A 17,816-nucleotide genomic window follows, 5' to 3' on the forward strand; every position below is an offset into this window, starting at 1 on the left:
AGCAAAATGAAAAAAATAGTATTTCTAATATTTGCATGTTTTAGCCTTGGAATGAACGCTCAGAACGCCCAAAAAGCCGAGCAACTTTTAAATGAAGTTTCCAAAAAGGTAAGCAGTTATGATAATATGGTGATCGATTTTAAATATGCTTTGGAGAATACTTCAGAAAATATTCATCAGGAAACACGTGGGGATGCCAGCATAAAAGGTGATAAATACGTGCTGAATTTTATGGGTACCACACAACTTTTTGATGGTAAAAAAGTATACACCATCATACCGGAAGACGAAGAGATCAATATCTCTAATTATGTTGCCGAAGATGAAAATAATATCACCCCTTCCAAAATGTTTACCTTCTATCAGGATGGATATAATTTTGATTGGGACATCACTCAAAATGTAAATGGGAGAACGATACAGTACGTAAAGCTAACCCCGAAAGACAGTGAGGCTGAAGTAAAAAATATTCTACTGGGAATCGATAAAGAGACTAAGAATATTTACAATCTTATCCAAACGCAGCCAAACGGAACAAAAATTACGATTACAGTAAAAAGTTTTAAAACCAATCAGTCTCTTGCGCAAAATCTATTTACTTTTGACGAAAGCAGATACAGCAATTATTATATTAATCGATTAGATTAATCATACATCCTTGAAAATATTAGACAGGTACATACTGGTAAGTTATCTACAAACATTCTTTACCGTTTTTATCATTTTGATGTTTATTTTTGTACTCCAGGCAATCTGGTTATACATTGGTGAACTTGCGGGTAAAGATTTAGATGTCTCTATCATTCTAAAATTTCTTTTGTATACTACTCCAAAGTTAGTACCTATGGTATTGCCACTAACCATATTGCTAACTTCAATTATGGTTTTTGGTAGTTTTGCCGAAAATTACGAGTTTGCCGCCATGAAATCTTCGGGGATTTCTTTACAGCGCGCAATGCGCGGTCTTACTCTTTTTATTGTACTGGTAAGTATTACCGCCTTTGTTTTTGCTAATAATGTGATTCCCGCCGCTGAGTTCAAAATTATTAACCTGCGAAAAAACATTGCTAAAATGAAACCGGCAATGGCCATTACCGCAGGTGTTTTTAACGAAGTTGGAAATATCAATATTAAAGTTGACAAAAAGAGCGGGGATAACGATCAATACCTCCACGATGTAATCATTCATACCGGAACTGAACGTGGTGGTGATTATACTGTAATCAAATCCAAAGAAGGAGAATTAGTAAGTAGCGAAGGTTCTAACGTATTGTCTTTAGTTCTAACCGATGGAAATTACTACCGAGAAGTACAACCCAGTGACTATTCTAAACGAGATCATAAACCTTTTATGAAAAGTTATTTTGAGGAGTACACTAAAAATATCGACCTCTCCGAATTAAACCAGGTAGACATGGACGATGAGAGTTATACGACACAAAGTATGCTTAGAATTGGTGAACTTACCAAAAGTATAGATAGCTTTTCGGTTTCCTTAAACGAGCGTAAAGAAGCTTTTGCAACTTCTATGTATAGTAGAACCGGAGTTAAGTCTTTAGATATTAATTTCAATCCGGAAGAATCTGATAAGTATAAAAGCTTTAAACATTCTATATTAGATAACTACAACAGCAATCAGTCACAACGCATTGTAGATGATGCGATTAGAACTACCAATGCTGCAATTTCTCACCTTTCTATAAAAAAACAGGAATTTAAGCAAAGTAGTAGACGCTTAAATAAATATGAAATTGCCCTACACGAAAAATATGTACTTGCGGTAGCCTGTATTGTACTCTTTTTTGTTGGAGCTCCCTTAGGCGCCATTATCCGTAAGGGGGGCATGGGACTCCCAATGGTTATTGCAATTATCATTTTTCTTAGTTATCATTTTATAGGGATTTTTGCTAAAAACAGTGCAGAGGATGGCAGTATTAGTCCGTTTATAGCTACATGGCTTAGTACCCTAATTATGCTACCGTTGGGGATTTATTTTACCTATAGGGCTACTACAGACCAGGGATTATTTTCTTTTGATATAATAACAGAACCGATCTCGAAATTCTTTAAAAAGATAGGACTGGTAAAGCCCAAAGATAAATAGATTAAATACCTTTGCTAAACTAAAAAAGCTGCAAAATGTCAGGAATTAATGAGGGACATAAATCCTTTAAGTTAAATACAATTAAAGAGGCTATTGAAGATATCAAAGCTGGTAAAGTAGTTATTGTAGTAGATGATGAAGATCGCGAAAATGAAGGTGATTTTGTTGCTGCTGCTGAAAAAGTAACTCCACAGATGATTAACTTTATGGCTACTCACGGCCGCGGATTAATATGTGCCCCGATTACCGAGGATCGATCTAAAGAATTGGGGTTAAACCTGATGGTAGATGATAATACCGTTTTGCATAATACGCAATTTACAGTTTCTGTAGATCTAATTGGTCATGGATGTACCACAGGAATTTCAACCCACGATCGTGCAAAAACCATAAAAGCCTTAACCGAAAAAGAAACCAAACCTGAAGATTTAGGAAGGCCTGGACATATATTCCCACTAAGGGCTAAAAATGGCGGTGTTTTAAGAAGAACAGGGCATACTGAGGCATCTATAGATCTTGCTCGTCTGGCTGGACTGCAATCAGCCGGAATTTTGGTAGAGATCCTAAATGAAGATGGTAGCATGGCAAGACTTCCCCAACTTATGGAAGTTGCCAAAAAATTTAATCTTAAAATTATTTCTATCGAAGATCTGGTGGCATATCGTATGCAACATGATTCTCTTATTGTAAAAGAAGAAGATTTTGATATTAAGACCAGATTCGGTGAGTTTAGATTGAGGGCCTTTAAGCAAACCACCAATAATCAAATCCACATTGCGCTTACTAAAGGTGCGTGGACTAAAGAAGAAGAAGTTTTGGTTCGTATGAATTCTACTTTGGTCAATAATGATATTCTAGACACCTTAATGAATGATGCCGATAAAAAATTAGATAGCATGTTTAAGGCATTGGATAAAGATGGTAAAGGTGCTGTTGTATTTATTAATCCTGCAACTAAACCGCTAAGCCTTTTAAGCCGATTGGCAGAATTAAAAGAAAATCAGAAAGAAGGTACACTAAAAGCACCCCAACCTTCTATGGATAATAAAGATTTTGGGATAGGAGCACAAATATTACATGATCTCGGTATCCATAAAATAAAACTGCTTTCTAATTCCAAACAGACAAAGCGTGTAGGAATGATTGGTTATGGCCTGGAAATCGTAGATTACGTAAATTACTAATTCTTTATATAGAAGAGCCTATCTAGTCTATTTTCTTTAACCGATTCTGATCGCTATCTAAGTTGTTTCAGGTTCTTATAAATATTTATTAATCCGTAGATGAGATTCTAACAGGAACCTTTGTACCTATAAAAGATTCTATGAGGTTTTTATATACTTTTCATAAAAGTATTTACATCTAGTTTTTTTAGATAAAAGAAAACCATAATCAAAAACTTCTGGTAAAGTCCACGAGGTATTAATCGGAAAACCTTTTTTACAATTTCGAGACAAGCCTCGAGAAATAACCCCTCAACGAGAGATTATTTAAATCACTGCTTTGATGATGAGGCATACCTAAACTGATAGAGTTTTCATAATAAAGTAAGGGGCATTAGTCACGATAATGAAGGCCTTTAATCAAGTGAAAGGTGAAAGCTTCAAGCAAAAATCAAAATCAGGAATAATCTAGTAGATATTTATAATCGCATCTTCCTCTGCGCGTCTTACTTTTTTAAAGCTGGAGAAGATATCATCTTTAGCCCTGTAACCTACGGGCAATACCAAAACCGACTTTAAATTTTTTTCCTTCAGATTTAAAAGTTCATCATAGGCTTCCGGTAAAAAACCTTCCATAGGACAGGCATCGATTTCTTCCGTAGCACATACGGTAAGTAAAGTTCCTAATACCAAATACGCCTGATTTTTAGCCCAAATGGCAAGTTCCTCATTCGATTTATTGCCGAAGTCTTCTAGCAGAAAATTCTTAAACGGATCTAAGATCTCATCGGGAGTTTCACGAATTTGCTTTACGCGCTCAAAATAATTCAGAATAAATTCTTTATCTACATTATCTTCAATACATATCACCAGTACATGCGAAGCCGTAGAAAGCTGCACCTGGTTCATTGCTTTTTCCTTTAAAGATTCCTGTAACTCTTTATTTTTCACCACAACAAGTCTTATAGGCTGCAATCCATAAGAAGTGGCGGTTAGATTAAAAGCCTGCTTTAAGATATCCACCTTAGACTCTGGTAAAATCTTTTTTTCATCAAATTTTTTCACAGCATAACGCCATTGCAAAGCTTTTATATTACTCATTTTTCTTCTAATTTTTTGCTAATTTAAGCAATGTAGTAAGTAATTGTAACGTTAATGCATAGAAATAACTAATCCATCAAAATTTATTGGTTATCTTCGAAATTAAAATAAAAAAGAAAAAGATGCATGCGGTTTCTTAAAAAATCTATTCTTTATACCGTAATTTTAATTGTACTCGGGATCTTCATTACTCTTGGATTAGAAGCTTTTATTAAACAGGATATAGCTAGCCGAATGTATGCCGAAATCAATGAGGTTCCCTCCGCAAAAACCGCGATTGTATTAGGCGCCAGTGTTCATTCAGACGGGAAACTCTCCCCTATTTTACAAGATCGGGTAGACACTGCTATCGATCTTTTAAAGCACCATAAAGTAGAAGAAATTTTAATTAGCGGTGATCACGGCAGCGATGATTACAACGAAGTTGATGCCATCGCCAATTATCTTACAGAAAATGGCATACCATCAGATATACTAATTTTAGATCACGCCGGTTTCGACACCTATGATAGCATGTACAGAGCCTCTAAAGTTTTTAATATTAAAGATGCGATCGTAATTACACAACAATTTCATTTACCCCGGGCCTTGTTTATCGCCAAACATTTGGGGTTAGATTATTATGGTTTTGAAGCTAAAGAACGGGAATTTAAAATTGAAACCAAGATAATGAAACGTGAAAAACTAGCCAATTACAAAGCCGTATTCGAAGTTATTTTTCAAACCAAACCACGCGTTTTAAACAAAAAAATTTAGTTAAGCTTTTTTTAAATACATAAGCCTTAAGACTTGTTTTTGTATTTTTCAGATAACAACTACAAAAGTACATTATGTTATCTGCTATTATTCATATTCTTATCGATGCGCTAATCTTAATGGTCGCCGCTAAATTCCTTAATAAAGTTCATCTTAAAAGTTTTAAAACTGCTGTTTTAGTCGCTTTGCTTATTGGTGTATTAAGCTTCTTTTTAAGCTGGCTATTCACCGCTGTTTTAAATATCGCCACCTTAGGAATGTTTTATTTTCTGGGATTAGGCTTTGTGACTCGAATCGTTGCTTATGCCATCATTATTGAAATTGCCGATCAGTTAAGCAGTGGCTTTAAAACCGAAGGATTTTTACCTTCGCTTTGGCTAGCGGTAATATTGGCATTTTTTGGAAGTATAATCGATGCTATGCTTTTTTAGAAATTTTTGGGTTTCTCTTTGGTGATTTAAATTTTCTTCCATACCAGATATAAAAGCCTGTAATAGGTAAAACTGCTATAAAAAGACTAGCTAGAAAAGTAATAATTTTCCCGGGCAATCTAAAATACTGGCCACTATGCAACCCGTATGTCATTTCCTGAAGTTTTAAGCCCGTACTTTTGGTGTGATAATTAGATTGATATAAAAGCTCTCCCGTTTTTGGATGAAATTGATAATTAGATTGATGATCAAAGTGAAGGGATTTAGGATAAGCTCCGGAAATGATAGGAGAAGTTCCATCCTGCTTCCATACAAAATACATTCCGCTCTCAGGTTTTAAGGCTATGGTTTGCTGGAAAGCCAAGTCCATTGCATGTTGCTGATATTCTTCATTACCAGCAGGGTCTTTTATCGCTGGTATAAAAAAGTCAGACTCATGTCGTTCCCCAAAATTCGCTACCGAATAAAAAGAATCATGTACCGGTTCATAAATAAATGCCAGGCCGGTAATGGCTAGAATCAAAGCAATTATTGCGGTATAAAAACCGGTAACATTATGCCAGTCGTAATTAATTCGTCGCCAGCGTGCACTCCATTTTACCGATAATCGCTGTTTTAAGTATTTTACCTTTTTTGGCCACCAAAGAATAATACCACTTAATACTAAGATCACAAAAATGACCGTCGCCATGCCCACTATTTGCTTTCCTATTTCTTGTGGAAGTAATAAGTACATGTGCAATTCTTCAATAATGGTAAAGAATTCAGTGTCCAGGTTTACTTTTTTAATCAATTCACCAGTATACGGATTAAAATTCAGTAAAAAATCACTCCCATCTTTAGTCATACTTACTGTAGCGGGGCGGGAACCACCATTGTAAACCACCATTGATGCTTCAAAATCTGGCTGAAAATCATTGGCTTTTTTCAGTAAAAAAGAAGGGGCTATAAATGCCGAATCCTGCTGGGGTACAAATCGGTAATCGTAAAAAACATCTTTTAATTCATCATGAAAAGTGAAAATACAGCCGGTAATTGCTACAATAAAAATAACAATCCCAGAGGTTAATCCTAACCACAAATGGAGTTGATGAATTATTGTTTTAAAAGCGTTTTTACCTGCCATTTCAAAATTTTGAACAAATGTAATAAAAAGGAAAGCCGGACACTTTTAAAGTATCCGACTAAACACAAACTAACTAGAATAAATTTTAAATAAACCCCGGAGCGCGGCCACGAGATATAAATCGGAAATTCTTTTACTATTTTGATGTACCCCTATCCCATTCTAATAGTTGAGATTGGACTGGAGTAATTCCTTATTAATTTAGAATTTATAAGTAAAATTAGCCGACAAATTTCTCCCAATTTGTGGGTTAATGGTCGACCAACCATTATAATATTCTTCATCATTAAGGTTATTCAGTTTTAACGTAATTCCGAATTTTTCAGTTTGGTAAAATAAAGAGGCGTTTAATACCGTATAATCATCCAGTGTAAAAATACCTGCAGTATTTCTATTAAAAATCATATTTTCACTTCCATAATTTCCTCCAAAACCAACTCCAAAACCATCCAATGCGTTGTTAGAAAATTGATAAGTGGCCCAAAGATTTGCTAGATTTTGTGGTCCCGCACTTTCTGGACGGCGGCCTAAGAAATCATCTCCCTCAGTTCCTTTGGTAAGTTCACTTTCGTTATAACTGTAATTCGCATTTATATTTAAACCTTTTAGGGGCGCGGCAGTTATACTGGCCTCAAATCCACGGCTATACAATTCACCTCCCTGGGTATATACTTGAGGAGCTATGGTCATCACCGTGTTGGTTACCTGAATATCATAGTAAGACAATGTTGTGGCTATCTTATTATTAAGAAGATTTAATTTTATACCACCTTCAAGCTGTCTTGCATGTTCAGGATCGAATTCATAATTTTTATTATTGCCATTCAGATCCATTCCGGTTTGTGGGGCTACATTGCTAAAACCATCCTGGTAATTAGCAAATAAAGACAGCTTATCCAAAACAGGTTGGTATACCACACCAAATTTAGGAGACCATGCCGTTTGGCTATTGTTTTTGCTCTCAAAACGATCTACACGTAAACTTGCCATAATCGATAATGCCTCGATAGGATTAAAAATATCAGATACATAAGCACTATAAATCTCTTGTCTGGAATTGGAGGGATTGATGTCTGAACTTTCAAAAAGTGCATCTACGCCCGACTTCGATAAAATACCGCTATCGTAATCTGTGATGTAAGCATTAGGATCTGTAATACCGTATACACTTGCATTTACATTTTCTGCTTTGGCACTACCAATATAAATTAACCCGTTTCTTAGATATCCGGTACCATTATTTCGAACCTCGCGATTATAGTAATCTAAACCGGCCACTATACGGTTTCTGGTTTTACCGATGTTGAAATCACCAATGAAATTTTGCTGAATATCGGTCGTTAGCGTGGTTGAGTTTTGGTGATTCATTTGTCTGGCAAAAACTACTCCACTATCCAAAGTCGTTCCGAATAAAGCATCTTCTCCCATAAAACTTGACGTTCCTTCATATAAATATGAATAATAGCCTCTTGCTTTTGCTGAACTTTGAGAAACTGCTGTTTGAGATGTCCAGCTCTCAGATAACTTATAGTTCATCTGCGCCTGAATACTGTACATTGGATTTTCGATCCCTAAATCATCTGAAGTATAAGAGCGATTATTATCGTAACCTAATTCATCAAGATTATTTACAACCAGTTTACTACCTCTGTCCAAAAATAACATGGTTTGATTGGTTGTTTCTACCTGATAGATTTCAGTATTCACTAAGAAAGAAAGACGATCATCTACCTGGTAAGATAAAGAAGGTGCGAAGAAAAATGATTTTCTAAAACCTGCATCCTGAAAACTTTCCTGGGTATGGTATGCCGAGTTCACCCTTAAATTTAGCCCTTGTTTTAAAGGTAAATTCACATCTGCCGTTAGTCTATTTAAACCATAACTTCCTGAAGTGTATGAAATATTCCCACCAAAATCGTTATATGGGCGTTTTGTTACTACGTTAATTAATCCTCCATAAGAAACCACTGAACTTCCATATAAAGTTCCGGAAGGTCCTTTAATAACTTCGATGGTCTCAATATTTTGTGGATCAGGACTACCGTTAGTTAAAGCAGGTAAACCATTTGTTAAATTGGGCTGAACGGCAAATCCTCTTAAAGAGTAATAACCTGCCCCATCAGAACCCCTACCGGTAGATTCCCATAATTTGGTAATACCAGCTGCATTTTTTAAAGCATCATCAAAATTGGTAACTACCTGACTTTGTAATAAGTCTGCCGTAATTGAATTATATACCTGGGAGTTTTCCATTCTGGATAGCGGTAATTTAGAGACATAAACACTGGAACTTTTGGTAAACTCATTAGTCTTATTTTCAGCATTAAGCAGCACTTCTCCTAATTGCTCTTCACTGCCTATTAAAACTACAGGAGCAATATCGGTAATTACTCCACCTTCAACCGAAACATTTACTTCAGTAGCCTTATAGCCAACGTAAGAAAATTTTATCGTATAGGTACCGGGGCGTACATTTCGCAATTCATAAAATCCATTTCGATTGGTTTCCGTTCCTTTTGAAGTACCTTGTAAAGCAACATTCACATTAAAAATAGGTTGATTAGCACTATTTATCACCTGCCCTTTAAGCGTTCCTGAATTTTGGGCAAATCCCAGCGAAGAAAGAAATAATGATAAAAATAGGAGTAATTGTTTTTGTGACATTTTTTTCGATCTATTTATTTAGACTATTTTTAAATAATTTCGCAAATGTAAAAACCTACAATCATTTTAAAAAGCTAATTCAGATTTATTTTAAATAAAAATAACATAGCTTCCTACATAGACTGCTTCTTAAGGAAACACTAAATTAATCTTCTATACGCTCAGTTTTCCATAGAAACCGCTATATTTAAGCTTTTAAAAAAATGCTATGATCAAATTAATAATCACAGATATGGATGGTACTTTGCTGGACGACCAGCATAATATTCATCCAGAATTCTGGGAAGTAGAAAAAAAGTTACGTGATAAAGGAATTATGTTTTCTGTAGCCAGTGGAAGGCAGTATTATAACCTGGTTTCTAATTTTGAGCAACTTAAAGGCCATATGATGTTTTTTGCCGAAAACGGTAGCTATGTGGTACATAAGGATAAAGAATTATATACCAACACAATGGATCGCGAACAGGCTAACGAGTTTATAAAACTTGGACGAGAAGCCGAGAATTGTAATTTGGTTTTATGCGGTATCAATTCGGCTTATGCTGAAAATGATGATGAAGAATTTATCAATGAAGTGGGTAAATATTACAAGCGCCTGGAACTTGTAGATGACCTTACCAGTGTTAAAGATAAAGTTTTAAAGGTTACCCTTTGTAATTTTGAAGGAGTCGAAGAAAATACATTCCCTAAATTTGAGAAATTTCAGGATGATTTTAAAGTAGCGATCGCTTCAAGAATTTTTATCGATATTATGTCTAATACCGCCAATAAAGGAAATGCAATTAAAGGCGTACAGGAAGAATTAAATATTTCGCCTGAAGAAACCATGGTTTTTGGCGACTATTTAAATGATCTTGAAATGATGCAGAATGCCAAATACAGCTATGCGATGAAAAATGCCCATCCTGAAATCATTAAAGTCAGTAATTTTGTAACGAAATACGATAATAATGAAAACGGCGTGGTAAGAACGATCCGTGAATTAGGATTGGTAGATTAAGTGTTGCTAAAAAGACTAACAAAAATAGGATAAGTTAAACGACAACGAGGCTGTCTAAACGTATTCAAAAGTGTCATTTAAAACTACCTGTCTGCCTACAGGTTCATTTCAGAATTTCACCATACTGATTAAACAATGTTTATGCCACCTTAAAATAGGCTGCTGGCTGGTTCAGGTTGAAAAAAATTGACTTTTTTGGACAGCCCTTAATTGATAATAATATTGGTTTTGTCTACACCGCTATTTCCTGTTTTGGGATCAAAAGCATAGACGGTAATGGTATAATTACCTTTACTTAAATCGATATTCCCCGAAAACGTACTGGATTTTTCAGTTTGTTGAAGCGCTACTTCTTTAAAAAAACCTTCGGCTTCTACTACGGCTTTAATTTGGAAATTACTAGCATTCCATAAGCCACCTTCTTCAACGGGACATCCACACATCATCACAATATTTGCTTTAATTTCTGTAGAAACACCACCAGGTATACGCTCATGGGTTTGCGGACTCAAAATATCGATGATAAAACCTGGAATTTCAAGGACCACTCCGTCTCCCATAATATCTTTACCCGGGATGACCCAGAGCTGGGTTGTTGATTTGACAATGGCCTGCCTTTTATGTATAGGAGCATAGGCTTCTACTTCTATAAAAGTAGGTGATTTTATATCTAATTTGGCTAAGTAGCCTGCAGTATTATTCTCTGAAAGATCCTGATAACGTGCTTTAGGCTCCTTCATGATTTTTTCCGTATTTCCCGTACTTCCAGAAGTAACTCCTTCTGCAAGTAGTTCTTTCGTTAAAGCATCCCTAACCAAAATTTTTGCACCACCTACAGAGGTACCTATAAACTTGGCATCTTTAGCTTTAGCTCTTATCATCACATTGGTTTGAGCCATACTATGAAAACTGATAAGTACAATAATTAAAGTGAAAAAGCCGGAAAGTTTCATAAAATTTCTTTTACCGAAATATAATAAAAGATAAGAAAATTCAACAGCTATTTATATTTTATATTAATTTATGTCAATGGCTTTTCCGGTTCTTCTTCAACGACAAAATTTTTAGCATCATCTTTATACGATTGAATATGGGTTCTTAACATCTCCAATTCATCTTCTTTAAAATCATTACTTTCCAGGCTATCTGCCAATTGCAGCCAGGGTTTCTTTTTATTATAATCATACTCGCCATATACTATAAATGGGGTTCCATTCTTTTTTATGCTAGTTCCATTCAGTTTCCACATACTCGCCCAATCATAGATAAATTGAGCATCGTCCATATACAATCTAACACAGGCATGACTTGCCGGATAACCCGGCAGCGAATATTGATGTGTACCTACCCCTTCAAAATTCATAAAATTGAAATAGTAAGGCAGTATCCAGTCTTTATTTACAGAACTCACCTTTCGCTTAGCTTTATAATTTCCGTAATGCAATCCATTTGGTGTAGGAGTCGATTTCTTACCACTACTTACCGGTCCCCATTTTATAAGTTTACCGGCTTCATATAAACCAAAAGCCTGGATACGTTGCGAAATTAAAACCAGTTTAGGAATAGTATCTACCATACCCAATTGTTTAGGAAAAGGACTATAGTCCATTAGATCTGTACTTATTGTATCTGGAACCACCAATTCTTTACCCGTCCAAACCTTACGTTGGTCTATCCTATTTAGAGCGTAGATAATTTTACGCTGTTCCTCGCTGTACCGTGAATTAAAACTGTCTAAAGCCGTTCTGTTTTTTATAGAATCCACATGATATACAACAGCCAGTCTTTCTAATGGCGGATCTACAGTAATGGTGTCTAAAACTTTAACAGGAACTTCTACCGGCCTGGTACTCTCTTCATTTTTATTACAGGAACTTAAACAGTAAATAACAAAAAGTGAGCAGCCTATACTACAGCTTCTTAGGCTATTATTGAAAAATAAATCTGTTGGAAATAAGGATTTAAGGGTATTAAAAAATGAGCTCATATTTAAAGCTAAATTACTTTTATAGATTTTCTTCATGGTAATAAATTAATCCTATGCTTAGGGATCAATGTAGCAATCAACAAAATTAGCAGATAACACCTCTGGAATCTGCTAATACCGAGTTAATTATTTGTTGAATTCTTATTAATATGAAAAAATGAAAAGTAATGGATGTTTTAAACTTGACAGTTCATTTAATGTAACGATAATGCTAATTTAAAACCATTTATATCACATTATTTTTAATTTGAAAGCTGAAAAATTTCTGAATTCGGAATTATGTCCTATTTAACAAAATAAACCGAATTTGCGTTTTACATTTAGGGCAAAATGAAGCTTAAAACAGGGCTAAATGTTTTAAAGCTTTGCATTTGCAAACTACAATTGAACTAAAAATTTGACCAGGATATAATCCACTAACCTCCATTATCAAAATAAAAAGTGTTCTATTAAGAATACATGATCCAAAAATCCAAATCAAAATCTCAAACAATAGTACTATATGAACTTTTGGTCTCTAAGTAAAGCAAAAAAAAAGGAAGGTAAAATTGCCATTGTAACCGGAGCAAATGCAGGTATTGGTTACGAAACTACCAAAGGACTTGCCAGCGTAGGAGTTGAAGTGATTATGGCCTGCCGTGATCTACAAAAAGCTGAAACTGCCAAACAAAAAATATTAAAATCACTACCTGAGGCTAAATTAACGCTTATGGAAATTGATCTTGCCAGTCTTGCTTCTGTACGTGCTTTTGCTAAAAGTTTTAAATCCCAATATAACAAACTTGATATGTTGGTAAATAATGCCGGAGTAATGATGACACCTTTTCAGAAAACCGAAGATGGTTTAGAATTACAAATGGAAGTGAATTATTTTGGTCATTTTTTACTTACCGGATTATTGATTCCTGTTTTAGAAAAATCTTTTAGATCACGGGTAGTTAGCCTAAGTAGTCTTGCCCACCGCTGGGGAGACATTCATTTTGATAATTTAAATGCTGAAAAATCCTACGATAAGCGTCAATTTTATGCCCAAAGCAAATTGGCATGCCTTATTTTTGCTTATCATCTGGATAAAAAACTGGTAAAAAAAGGTTTCGATATGCATTCTTATGCAGCACATCCCGGGATTTCTAATACTAACCTAATGAGAAACCTGCCCGGATGGTTAAGATTCTTATCCCCCTTACTAATGCCCATATTTTCTCAATCTGCTGAAAAAGGTGCGCTTCCTATCTTACGTGCCTGCTTAGATGATACCTTGAATGGTGGAGAATATATTGGTCCTTCAGGAACCAAACAATATAAAGGACATCCCGTAATTGTAGATTCAGATTATAATTCTAAGGATAAATATAAAGCCAAAAAGCTTTGGAAAGAATCTGAAAAAATAGTCGATTTTGAATATTTTAAAGATAGAGAATTAAAAAAAGAAGCTCAGGCCTCATAGCCCGAGCTCTTTATGTTGATTGATCACCTAATCCAGTAATCTGTTTATTCTATTTTTGCAGCCCAGCCACCATTTTTAACGATGGTAATTTCTAAAACATCATCCTTTTTAACCGTTTTTGTCCTTTTTACATAATCCATGGCCTGTCTTTTGGCATTCACCCCATCTTCAAAAGAAGTAAGTTGCAAGGTTTCCCCTTCTGGTAAAAAATCTAACTTAATTTTAAACGTACGCTCGTCTTCTTTACTATTAGCAATGCCACCTAAATACCATTGTTTACCTTTTCTTTTAGCTACAATAGCATATTGGCCCACTTCAGCTTCCAGAGCAATTGTTTGATCCCAGGTAACCGGTACATCGGTGATAAATTGGGTGCACTCTTCATTTTTAAAATAATTGGTTGGATTATCGGCTAGCATTTGCAAACCACTCTCAAAAATCACAAAAAAAGCCATTTGTTGAGCTCTTGTACCTATTGCGGCAGAATTTGGTCTTCTGCTGTAATAAAATTCGGGTTGCATGCTTATCATTGCTCCTGGGGTATAATCCATAGCTCCAACTGCATTTCTCATAAATGGTAAAAACAAACTATTATCCGGTGTGGCTCGTCCCATTTGTTCCATTCCCAAAACGCCTTCGTACGATAATATATTAGGATATTTGTATTCTAATCCAGCAGGCTTAAAAGAGCCATGAAAATCTACAAAAAGTTCATGTTTAGCTGCCTCTTTAGCAACACGTTCGTAAAAATGTACCATCCACTGGTCACTACGATCCATAAAATCAATTTTTATACCTGCAATTCCCCACTCTGCAAATTTTTCAAATAAATCAAAATGGTGTTCTACGGTAAGCCAGGTTAACCATAAAACAATTTTTACATTGCGTTTCTTCCCATATTCTATTAGTTCAAAAAGGTCGATATCTGGATTTGGAGTATAAGGATCTGTAGTGCTTGCCGCCCAGCCCTCGTCCATAATAATGTAAGGAATTCCAAATTCAGATGCGAAATCGATAAAATATTTGTAGGTCTCTTCATTAAAGCCAGCAACAAAATCTACATTGTAGGGTGAGGCTCCATTCCACCATTCCCAACTTACCTGGCCCGGCTTAATCCATTCAACATCTTTTAAAACATTGGGTGTTGCCAGGTTAGCACTCATCGTATTTTCTAAAATCTCTGTGTCTTTATCGCTAATCACGAAATAACGCCACGGCAGCGTTCTGTTACCATCGATTTTAGCTACATAATCGGCTCTTTTTAAAATCTTCATACTTCGATCTCCTTCATCTTCAAAATCAATTGGATTTTTCGGAAATACCGACTTCAACCCATTTCCCGTTCCTTTTACAAACATTGCCGGATAATTTAAAAGATCTGATTCTGAAATTAAGATTTTATGATTCCCGGTCGTTTCGATTAAAACAGGAAGAACCGACATGCTTTCTTCAGCAGTGAAATCCGAGCTTTTTAAATGCGTATAAGGGTATTCGTAAGAAGTTTTAAAAGAAGGTGTTTGTTGCAGGTGTAAGGTATATTCTGCAGGAAAAACGATATCAAAATTTTCTTGAATCACCTCTAAACTGCCTTTTTTACCTAATTTAAACCTATAGGCAATACCTTCATTATATGCTTTAAACTCTATAGAATAGTTTCCTTTAAACTCTATTTCAATAGCTTTAAAGTCCTTTTTTATATTTGAAAATTTTAAAGGTACTATGGGCGAACGTTCCTCTGTTCCACTTGTATTTTTAACCTTTTTAATTTTTGGTTTTACCCCAAGCACTTCATTTTTCAACTGTAAACTTAAGGTGTTATTGCCGAGCAACAACTCTCCCTGAGCATACACCGAATAGTAAATACTATCCGAAATTTCAATGTTTATTTTTAAATCCTTATCAGGAGAGTCTAACTGATACTGCTGTTGGGCGTTACTTTGATAAATAAAACACGAGTACAATAAGATCCAGATTAGACCAGCTTTAAATTTAGATAAATACATTTTTGCGATTTAAGTTAATGATTGCTAAATCGATTAAATATACACAAAAAATTAATTAAAATTAAAAAGCAGTATCAAATTGATACTGCTTTTTACTCACATATAATAAAAAGAAAAGTCTAGTAAAGAACTCTAAAACGTATTGTCCCTTCTATTCCTTTTAATTCTTTGATCACATCGTTATCATATTTTTTATTAATATCGGTGATCACATAACCAATGGTTTCGTTGGTTTTAAGATGTTGACCAACCACATTGATATCGTTTGCCGCCAAAATTCTGTTCATATGGGCAATAATACCGGGTTTATTATGATGAATATGAATTAAGCGGTGTGCATTTTCTAATCTAGGCAATTGTAAATTAGGGAAGTTTACACTATTTGTAGTTCCTCCCGTATTTATATATTCTATAATCTTACCGGGTACAAAATTTCCGATATTCTCCTGGGCTTCTTCAGTACTTCCGCCAATATGCGGTGTAAGAATTACGTTTGGTAGACCTTTTAATTTAGAAACAAATTCTTCCTGATTGGTTTTTGGTTCTTTAGGAAATACATCTACCCCTGCCCCTTTTATTCTTCCAGAAGAAATATGTTTATGCAAGGCTTCAATATCGATTACAGATCCGCGGCTAAGATTCAATAAATAAGAACCTTCTTTCATTAATGAAAGTTCGCGATCTCCTATAATATTTTTGTTTTCCTTTCTGCCGTCTACATGAAAGGTGACGATATCCACAGTTTGCAATAATTCATCTAAAGAACTGCATTTTGTAGCGTTTCCTAAAGCTAAACGCTCTACAAGATCGTAGTAATATACATCAAAGCCTATACTCTCTGCCATGACAGAAAGCTGTGCTCCTATATTGCCATAACCTACAATTCCCAGTTTCTTTCCCCTTACCTCAAAACTTCCCGTAGCCGATTTATTCCAGATCCCCTGGTGCATCTCAGCAATACGATCTGGTAAATTGCGCATCAAGAAAATAATTTCTCCAATAGCCAACTCTACTACAGATCGGGTATTACTATAAGGTGCATTAAATACCGCTACTCCTTTATCAAGACAGGCTTCGAGATCGATTTGATTGGTACCAATACAAAAAGCGCCCACAGCCATTAATCGATTGGCGTTTTCTAATACTTTTTTGGTTAATTGCGTTTTAGAACGAATACCTAAAACATGAACATCTTTTATTTGTTCGCTTAATTCTTCTTCGTCCAAAGCACCAGCTATCGTTTGAACATTATAGCCTTCTTCTTTCATGATTTTTACAGCATCTGCATGAACATTTTCAAGAAGTAAAACTTTAATTCGGTTTTTTGGATACGAAATCGCTTTATTCATTTTATGTAGATATAAAAATTCATCGAAACTTGGAGTGATATGATCGGCTTTTTCAGTAACCTGATCCCGCTCCACATTTTCGGTAAAGGCATAAAATTTATTAGCAAGGCCGGCTGCCTTAATTTCATAATCGGTATAGCCGTCACCTATCACATAAACATCGCCTTGTAGATCCAGTGATTGTAATTGTTTTACTTTACCATTATTGCTGCTAAGTACATTTTCAGTATTAAAGCCTACAATTTTACGATTTTCATCAAATACAAAATCATTCGCAAAAACATGTTCTGCTTTAATACCCAATTCAGCAACAATGGGAATTATAAATTCTTTAAAGCCATTCGACATGATATAAATATGGTCGCGGTTTTCTCTAAAGAACTCTTCGTTACGTCTAAAGGATTTAGAAATACGTGTTTTAAGATTTTCTATAAGAGGTTCAAGATGTTTTTCTTCGGCTTCCAAAATATCAAGGCGTTCCCTAAGCGAATCCCTAAAAGCTAGTTTACCTTCCATACCGCGGTCGGTAAGGGATTTAAGTTCGGCTAATTTTGCCTCTTTATCTTTTGCATTTGCAAGGGATATCTCTCCCAACACATCTAAAGCTTCTACCTGGGTAAAAGTACTATCGAAATCAATTACGTAATTCCTTTTGGTTTCCATTAGTTAGTATCGTTACTCTTTT

General features: G+C 35.1%; 14 protein-coding genes. 7 read left to right on the forward strand and 7 right to left on the reverse strand.

The genetic code is table 11. From position 1 onward, the window contains the following. Nucleotides 1-6 precede the first annotated feature (6 nt). The 3 genes from ZPR_RS13575 to ribB are packed head-to-tail and all read left to right on the forward strand — an operon-like array spanning nucleotide 7 to nucleotide 3,288. The gene (locus ZPR_RS13575) at nucleotides 7-648 is read left to right on the forward strand and encodes an outer membrane lipoprotein periplasmic chaperone LolA1 (protein ID WP_013072278.1); all 642 of its coding nucleotides are present in this window, start codon (nucleotides 7-9) and stop codon (nucleotides 646-648) included. 10 nt (nucleotides 649-658) lie between these two features. Then, nucleotides 659-2,104, forward strand: a complete 1,446-nt coding sequence (locus tag ZPR_RS13580; protein ID WP_049771449.1) for an LptF/LptG family permease — start codon at nucleotides 659-661, stop codon at nucleotides 2,102-2,104. Nucleotides 2,105-2,139: 35 nt separating this feature from the next. Next, a complete protein-coding gene (gene ribB / locus ZPR_RS13585; protein ID WP_013072281.1) occupies nucleotides 2,140-3,288 on the forward strand; it encodes a 3,4-dihydroxy-2-butanone-4-phosphate synthase in 1,149 nt (382 codons plus the stop codon). Nucleotides 3,289-3,735: 447 nt separating this feature from the next. Here the strand turns inward: ribB and ZPR_RS13590 are convergent, their stop codons facing one another. Further along, nucleotides 3,736-4,368, reverse strand: coding sequence for an NAD(P)H-dependent oxidoreductase (locus ZPR_RS13590; RefSeq protein WP_013072282.1), 633 nt, complete (start codon nucleotides 4,366-4,368; stop codon nucleotides 3,736-3,738). 126 nt (nucleotides 4,369-4,494) lie between these two features. Between ZPR_RS13590 and ZPR_RS13595 the strand changes: the two genes are divergently transcribed. Together ZPR_RS13595 and ZPR_RS13600 are read left to right on the forward strand one after the other, a co-directional pair. After that, nucleotides 4,495-5,124: a SanA/YdcF family protein gene (locus ZPR_RS13595; protein ID WP_013072283.1), complete on the forward strand. Its 630-nt coding sequence runs from the start codon at nucleotides 4,495-4,497 to the stop codon at nucleotides 5,122-5,124. Between the two features lie 74 nt (nucleotides 5,125-5,198). Then, the gene (locus ZPR_RS13600) at nucleotides 5,199-5,555 is read left to right on the forward strand and encodes a phage holin family protein (RefSeq protein WP_013072284.1); all 357 of its coding nucleotides are present in this window, start codon (nucleotides 5,199-5,201) and stop codon (nucleotides 5,553-5,555) included. Here the strand turns inward: ZPR_RS13600 and ZPR_RS13605 are convergent. Both ZPR_RS13605 and ZPR_RS13610 read right to left on the reverse strand, forming a co-directional pair. Beyond that, on the reverse strand, nucleotides 5,542-6,681 hold the full coding sequence (locus ZPR_RS13605) for a PepSY-associated TM helix domain-containing protein (RefSeq protein WP_013072285.1): 1,140 nt from the start codon (nucleotides 6,679-6,681) through the stop codon (nucleotides 5,542-5,544). The genes ZPR_RS13600 and ZPR_RS13605 overlap by 14 nt on opposite strands. Before the next feature lie 201 nt (nucleotides 6,682-6,882). Continuing rightward, nucleotides 6,883-9,345 (reverse strand): TonB-dependent receptor, encoded by a 2,463-nt coding sequence (locus ZPR_RS13610; protein WP_013072286.1) that lies wholly within the window; start codon nucleotides 9,343-9,345, stop codon nucleotides 6,883-6,885. 208 nt (nucleotides 9,346-9,553) lie between these two features. Here ZPR_RS13610 and ZPR_RS13615 point away from each other — a divergent pair, with 208 nt between their 5' ends. Next, the gene (locus tag ZPR_RS13615) at nucleotides 9,554-10,345 is read left to right on the forward strand and encodes a Cof-type HAD-IIB family hydrolase (protein WP_041578936.1); all 792 of its coding nucleotides are present in this window, start codon (nucleotides 9,554-9,556) and stop codon (nucleotides 10,343-10,345) included. Between the two features lie 206 nt (nucleotides 10,346-10,551). Here ZPR_RS13615 and ZPR_RS13620 read toward each other — a convergent pair whose 3' ends face one another. Both ZPR_RS13620 and ZPR_RS13625 read right to left on the reverse strand, forming a co-directional pair. Beyond that, on the reverse strand, nucleotides 10,552-11,298 hold the full coding sequence (locus tag ZPR_RS13620; protein WP_013072289.1) for a hypothetical protein: 747 nt from the start codon (nucleotides 11,296-11,298) through the stop codon (nucleotides 10,552-10,554). A 68-nt stretch (nucleotides 11,299-11,366) separates the two neighbouring features. Beyond that, nucleotides 11,367-12,368, reverse strand: coding sequence for a L,D-transpeptidase (locus ZPR_RS13625; protein WP_013072290.1), 1,002 nt, complete (start codon nucleotides 12,366-12,368; stop codon nucleotides 11,367-11,369). Nucleotides 12,369-12,834: 466 nt separating this feature from the next. On the opposite strand from ZPR_RS13625, the gene ZPR_RS13630 reads away from it, so the two are divergent. Further along, complete coding sequence (locus ZPR_RS13630) at nucleotides 12,835-13,779, forward strand: oxidoreductase (RefSeq protein ID WP_013072291.1); 945 nt, start codon at nucleotides 12,835-12,837, stop codon at nucleotides 13,777-13,779. Between the two features lie 44 nt (nucleotides 13,780-13,823). On the opposite strand, the gene ZPR_RS13635 is transcribed toward ZPR_RS13630, so the two are convergent. Next, nucleotides 13,824-15,782, reverse strand: a complete 1,959-nt coding sequence (locus ZPR_RS13635; protein ID WP_013072292.1) for a glycoside hydrolase family 97 protein — start codon at nucleotides 15,780-15,782, stop codon at nucleotides 13,824-13,826. A 119-nt stretch (nucleotides 15,783-15,901) separates the two neighbouring features. Beyond that, nucleotides 15,902-17,794 carry a phosphoglycerate dehydrogenase gene (gene serA, locus ZPR_RS13640; RefSeq protein ID WP_013072293.1) on the reverse strand — a complete coding sequence of 631 codons (1,893 nt, stop codon included), beginning with the start codon at nucleotides 17,792-17,794 and terminating at the stop codon, nucleotides 15,902-15,904. Nucleotides 17,795-17,816 lie beyond the last annotated feature (22 nt).

The organism is Zunongwangia profunda SM-A87 (genome assembly GCF_000023465.1).
In the GTDB taxonomy this organism is placed as follows: Bacteria; Bacteroidota; Bacteroidia; order Flavobacteriales; family Flavobacteriaceae; genus Zunongwangia; species Zunongwangia profunda.

Bases quoted from the DNA above. Each gene is read 5' to 3' on its own strand.
- ZPR_RS13575 (WP_013072278.1), top strand. From the start codon at position 7: ATGAAAAAAATAGTATTTCTAATATTTGCATGTTTTAGCCTTGGAATG.
- ribB (WP_013072281.1), top strand. From the start codon at position 2,140: ATGTCAGGAATTAATGAGGGACATAAATCCTTTAAGTTAAATACAATT.
- ZPR_RS13590 (WP_013072282.1), bottom strand. From the start codon at position 4,368: ATGAGTAATATAAAAGCTTTGCAATGGCGTTATGCTGTGAAAAAATTT.
- ZPR_RS13595 (WP_013072283.1), top strand. From the start codon at position 4,495: ATGCGGTTTCTTAAAAAATCTATTCTTTATACCGTAATTTTAATTGTA.
- ZPR_RS13600 (WP_013072284.1), top strand. From the start codon at position 5,199: ATGTTATCTGCTATTATTCATATTCTTATCGATGCGCTAATCTTAATG.
- ZPR_RS13605 (WP_013072285.1), bottom strand. From the start codon at position 6,681: ATGGCAGGTAAAAACGCTTTTAAAACAATAATTCATCAACTCCATTTG.
- ZPR_RS13610 (WP_013072286.1), bottom strand. From the start codon at position 9,345: ATGTCACAAAAACAATTACTCCTATTTTTATCATTATTTCTTTCTTCG.
- ZPR_RS13615 (WP_041578936.1), top strand. From the start codon at position 9,554: ATGATCAAATTAATAATCACAGATATGGATGGTACTTTGCTGGACGAC.
- ZPR_RS13620 (WP_013072289.1), bottom strand. From the start codon at position 11,298: ATGAAACTTTCCGGCTTTTTCACTTTAATTATTGTACTTATCAGTTTT.
- ZPR_RS13625 (WP_013072290.1), bottom strand. From the start codon at position 12,368: ATGAAGAAAATCTATAAAAGTAATTTAGCTTTAAATATGAGCTCATTT.
- ZPR_RS13630 (WP_013072291.1), top strand. From the start codon at position 12,835: ATGAACTTTTGGTCTCTAAGTAAAGCAAAAAAAAAGGAAGGTAAAATT.
- ZPR_RS13635 (WP_013072292.1), bottom strand. From the start codon at position 15,782: ATGTATTTATCTAAATTTAAAGCTGGTCTAATCTGGATCTTATTGTAC.
- serA (WP_013072293.1), bottom strand. From the start codon at position 17,794: ATGGAAACCAAAAGGAATTACGTAATTGATTTCGATAGTACTTTTACC.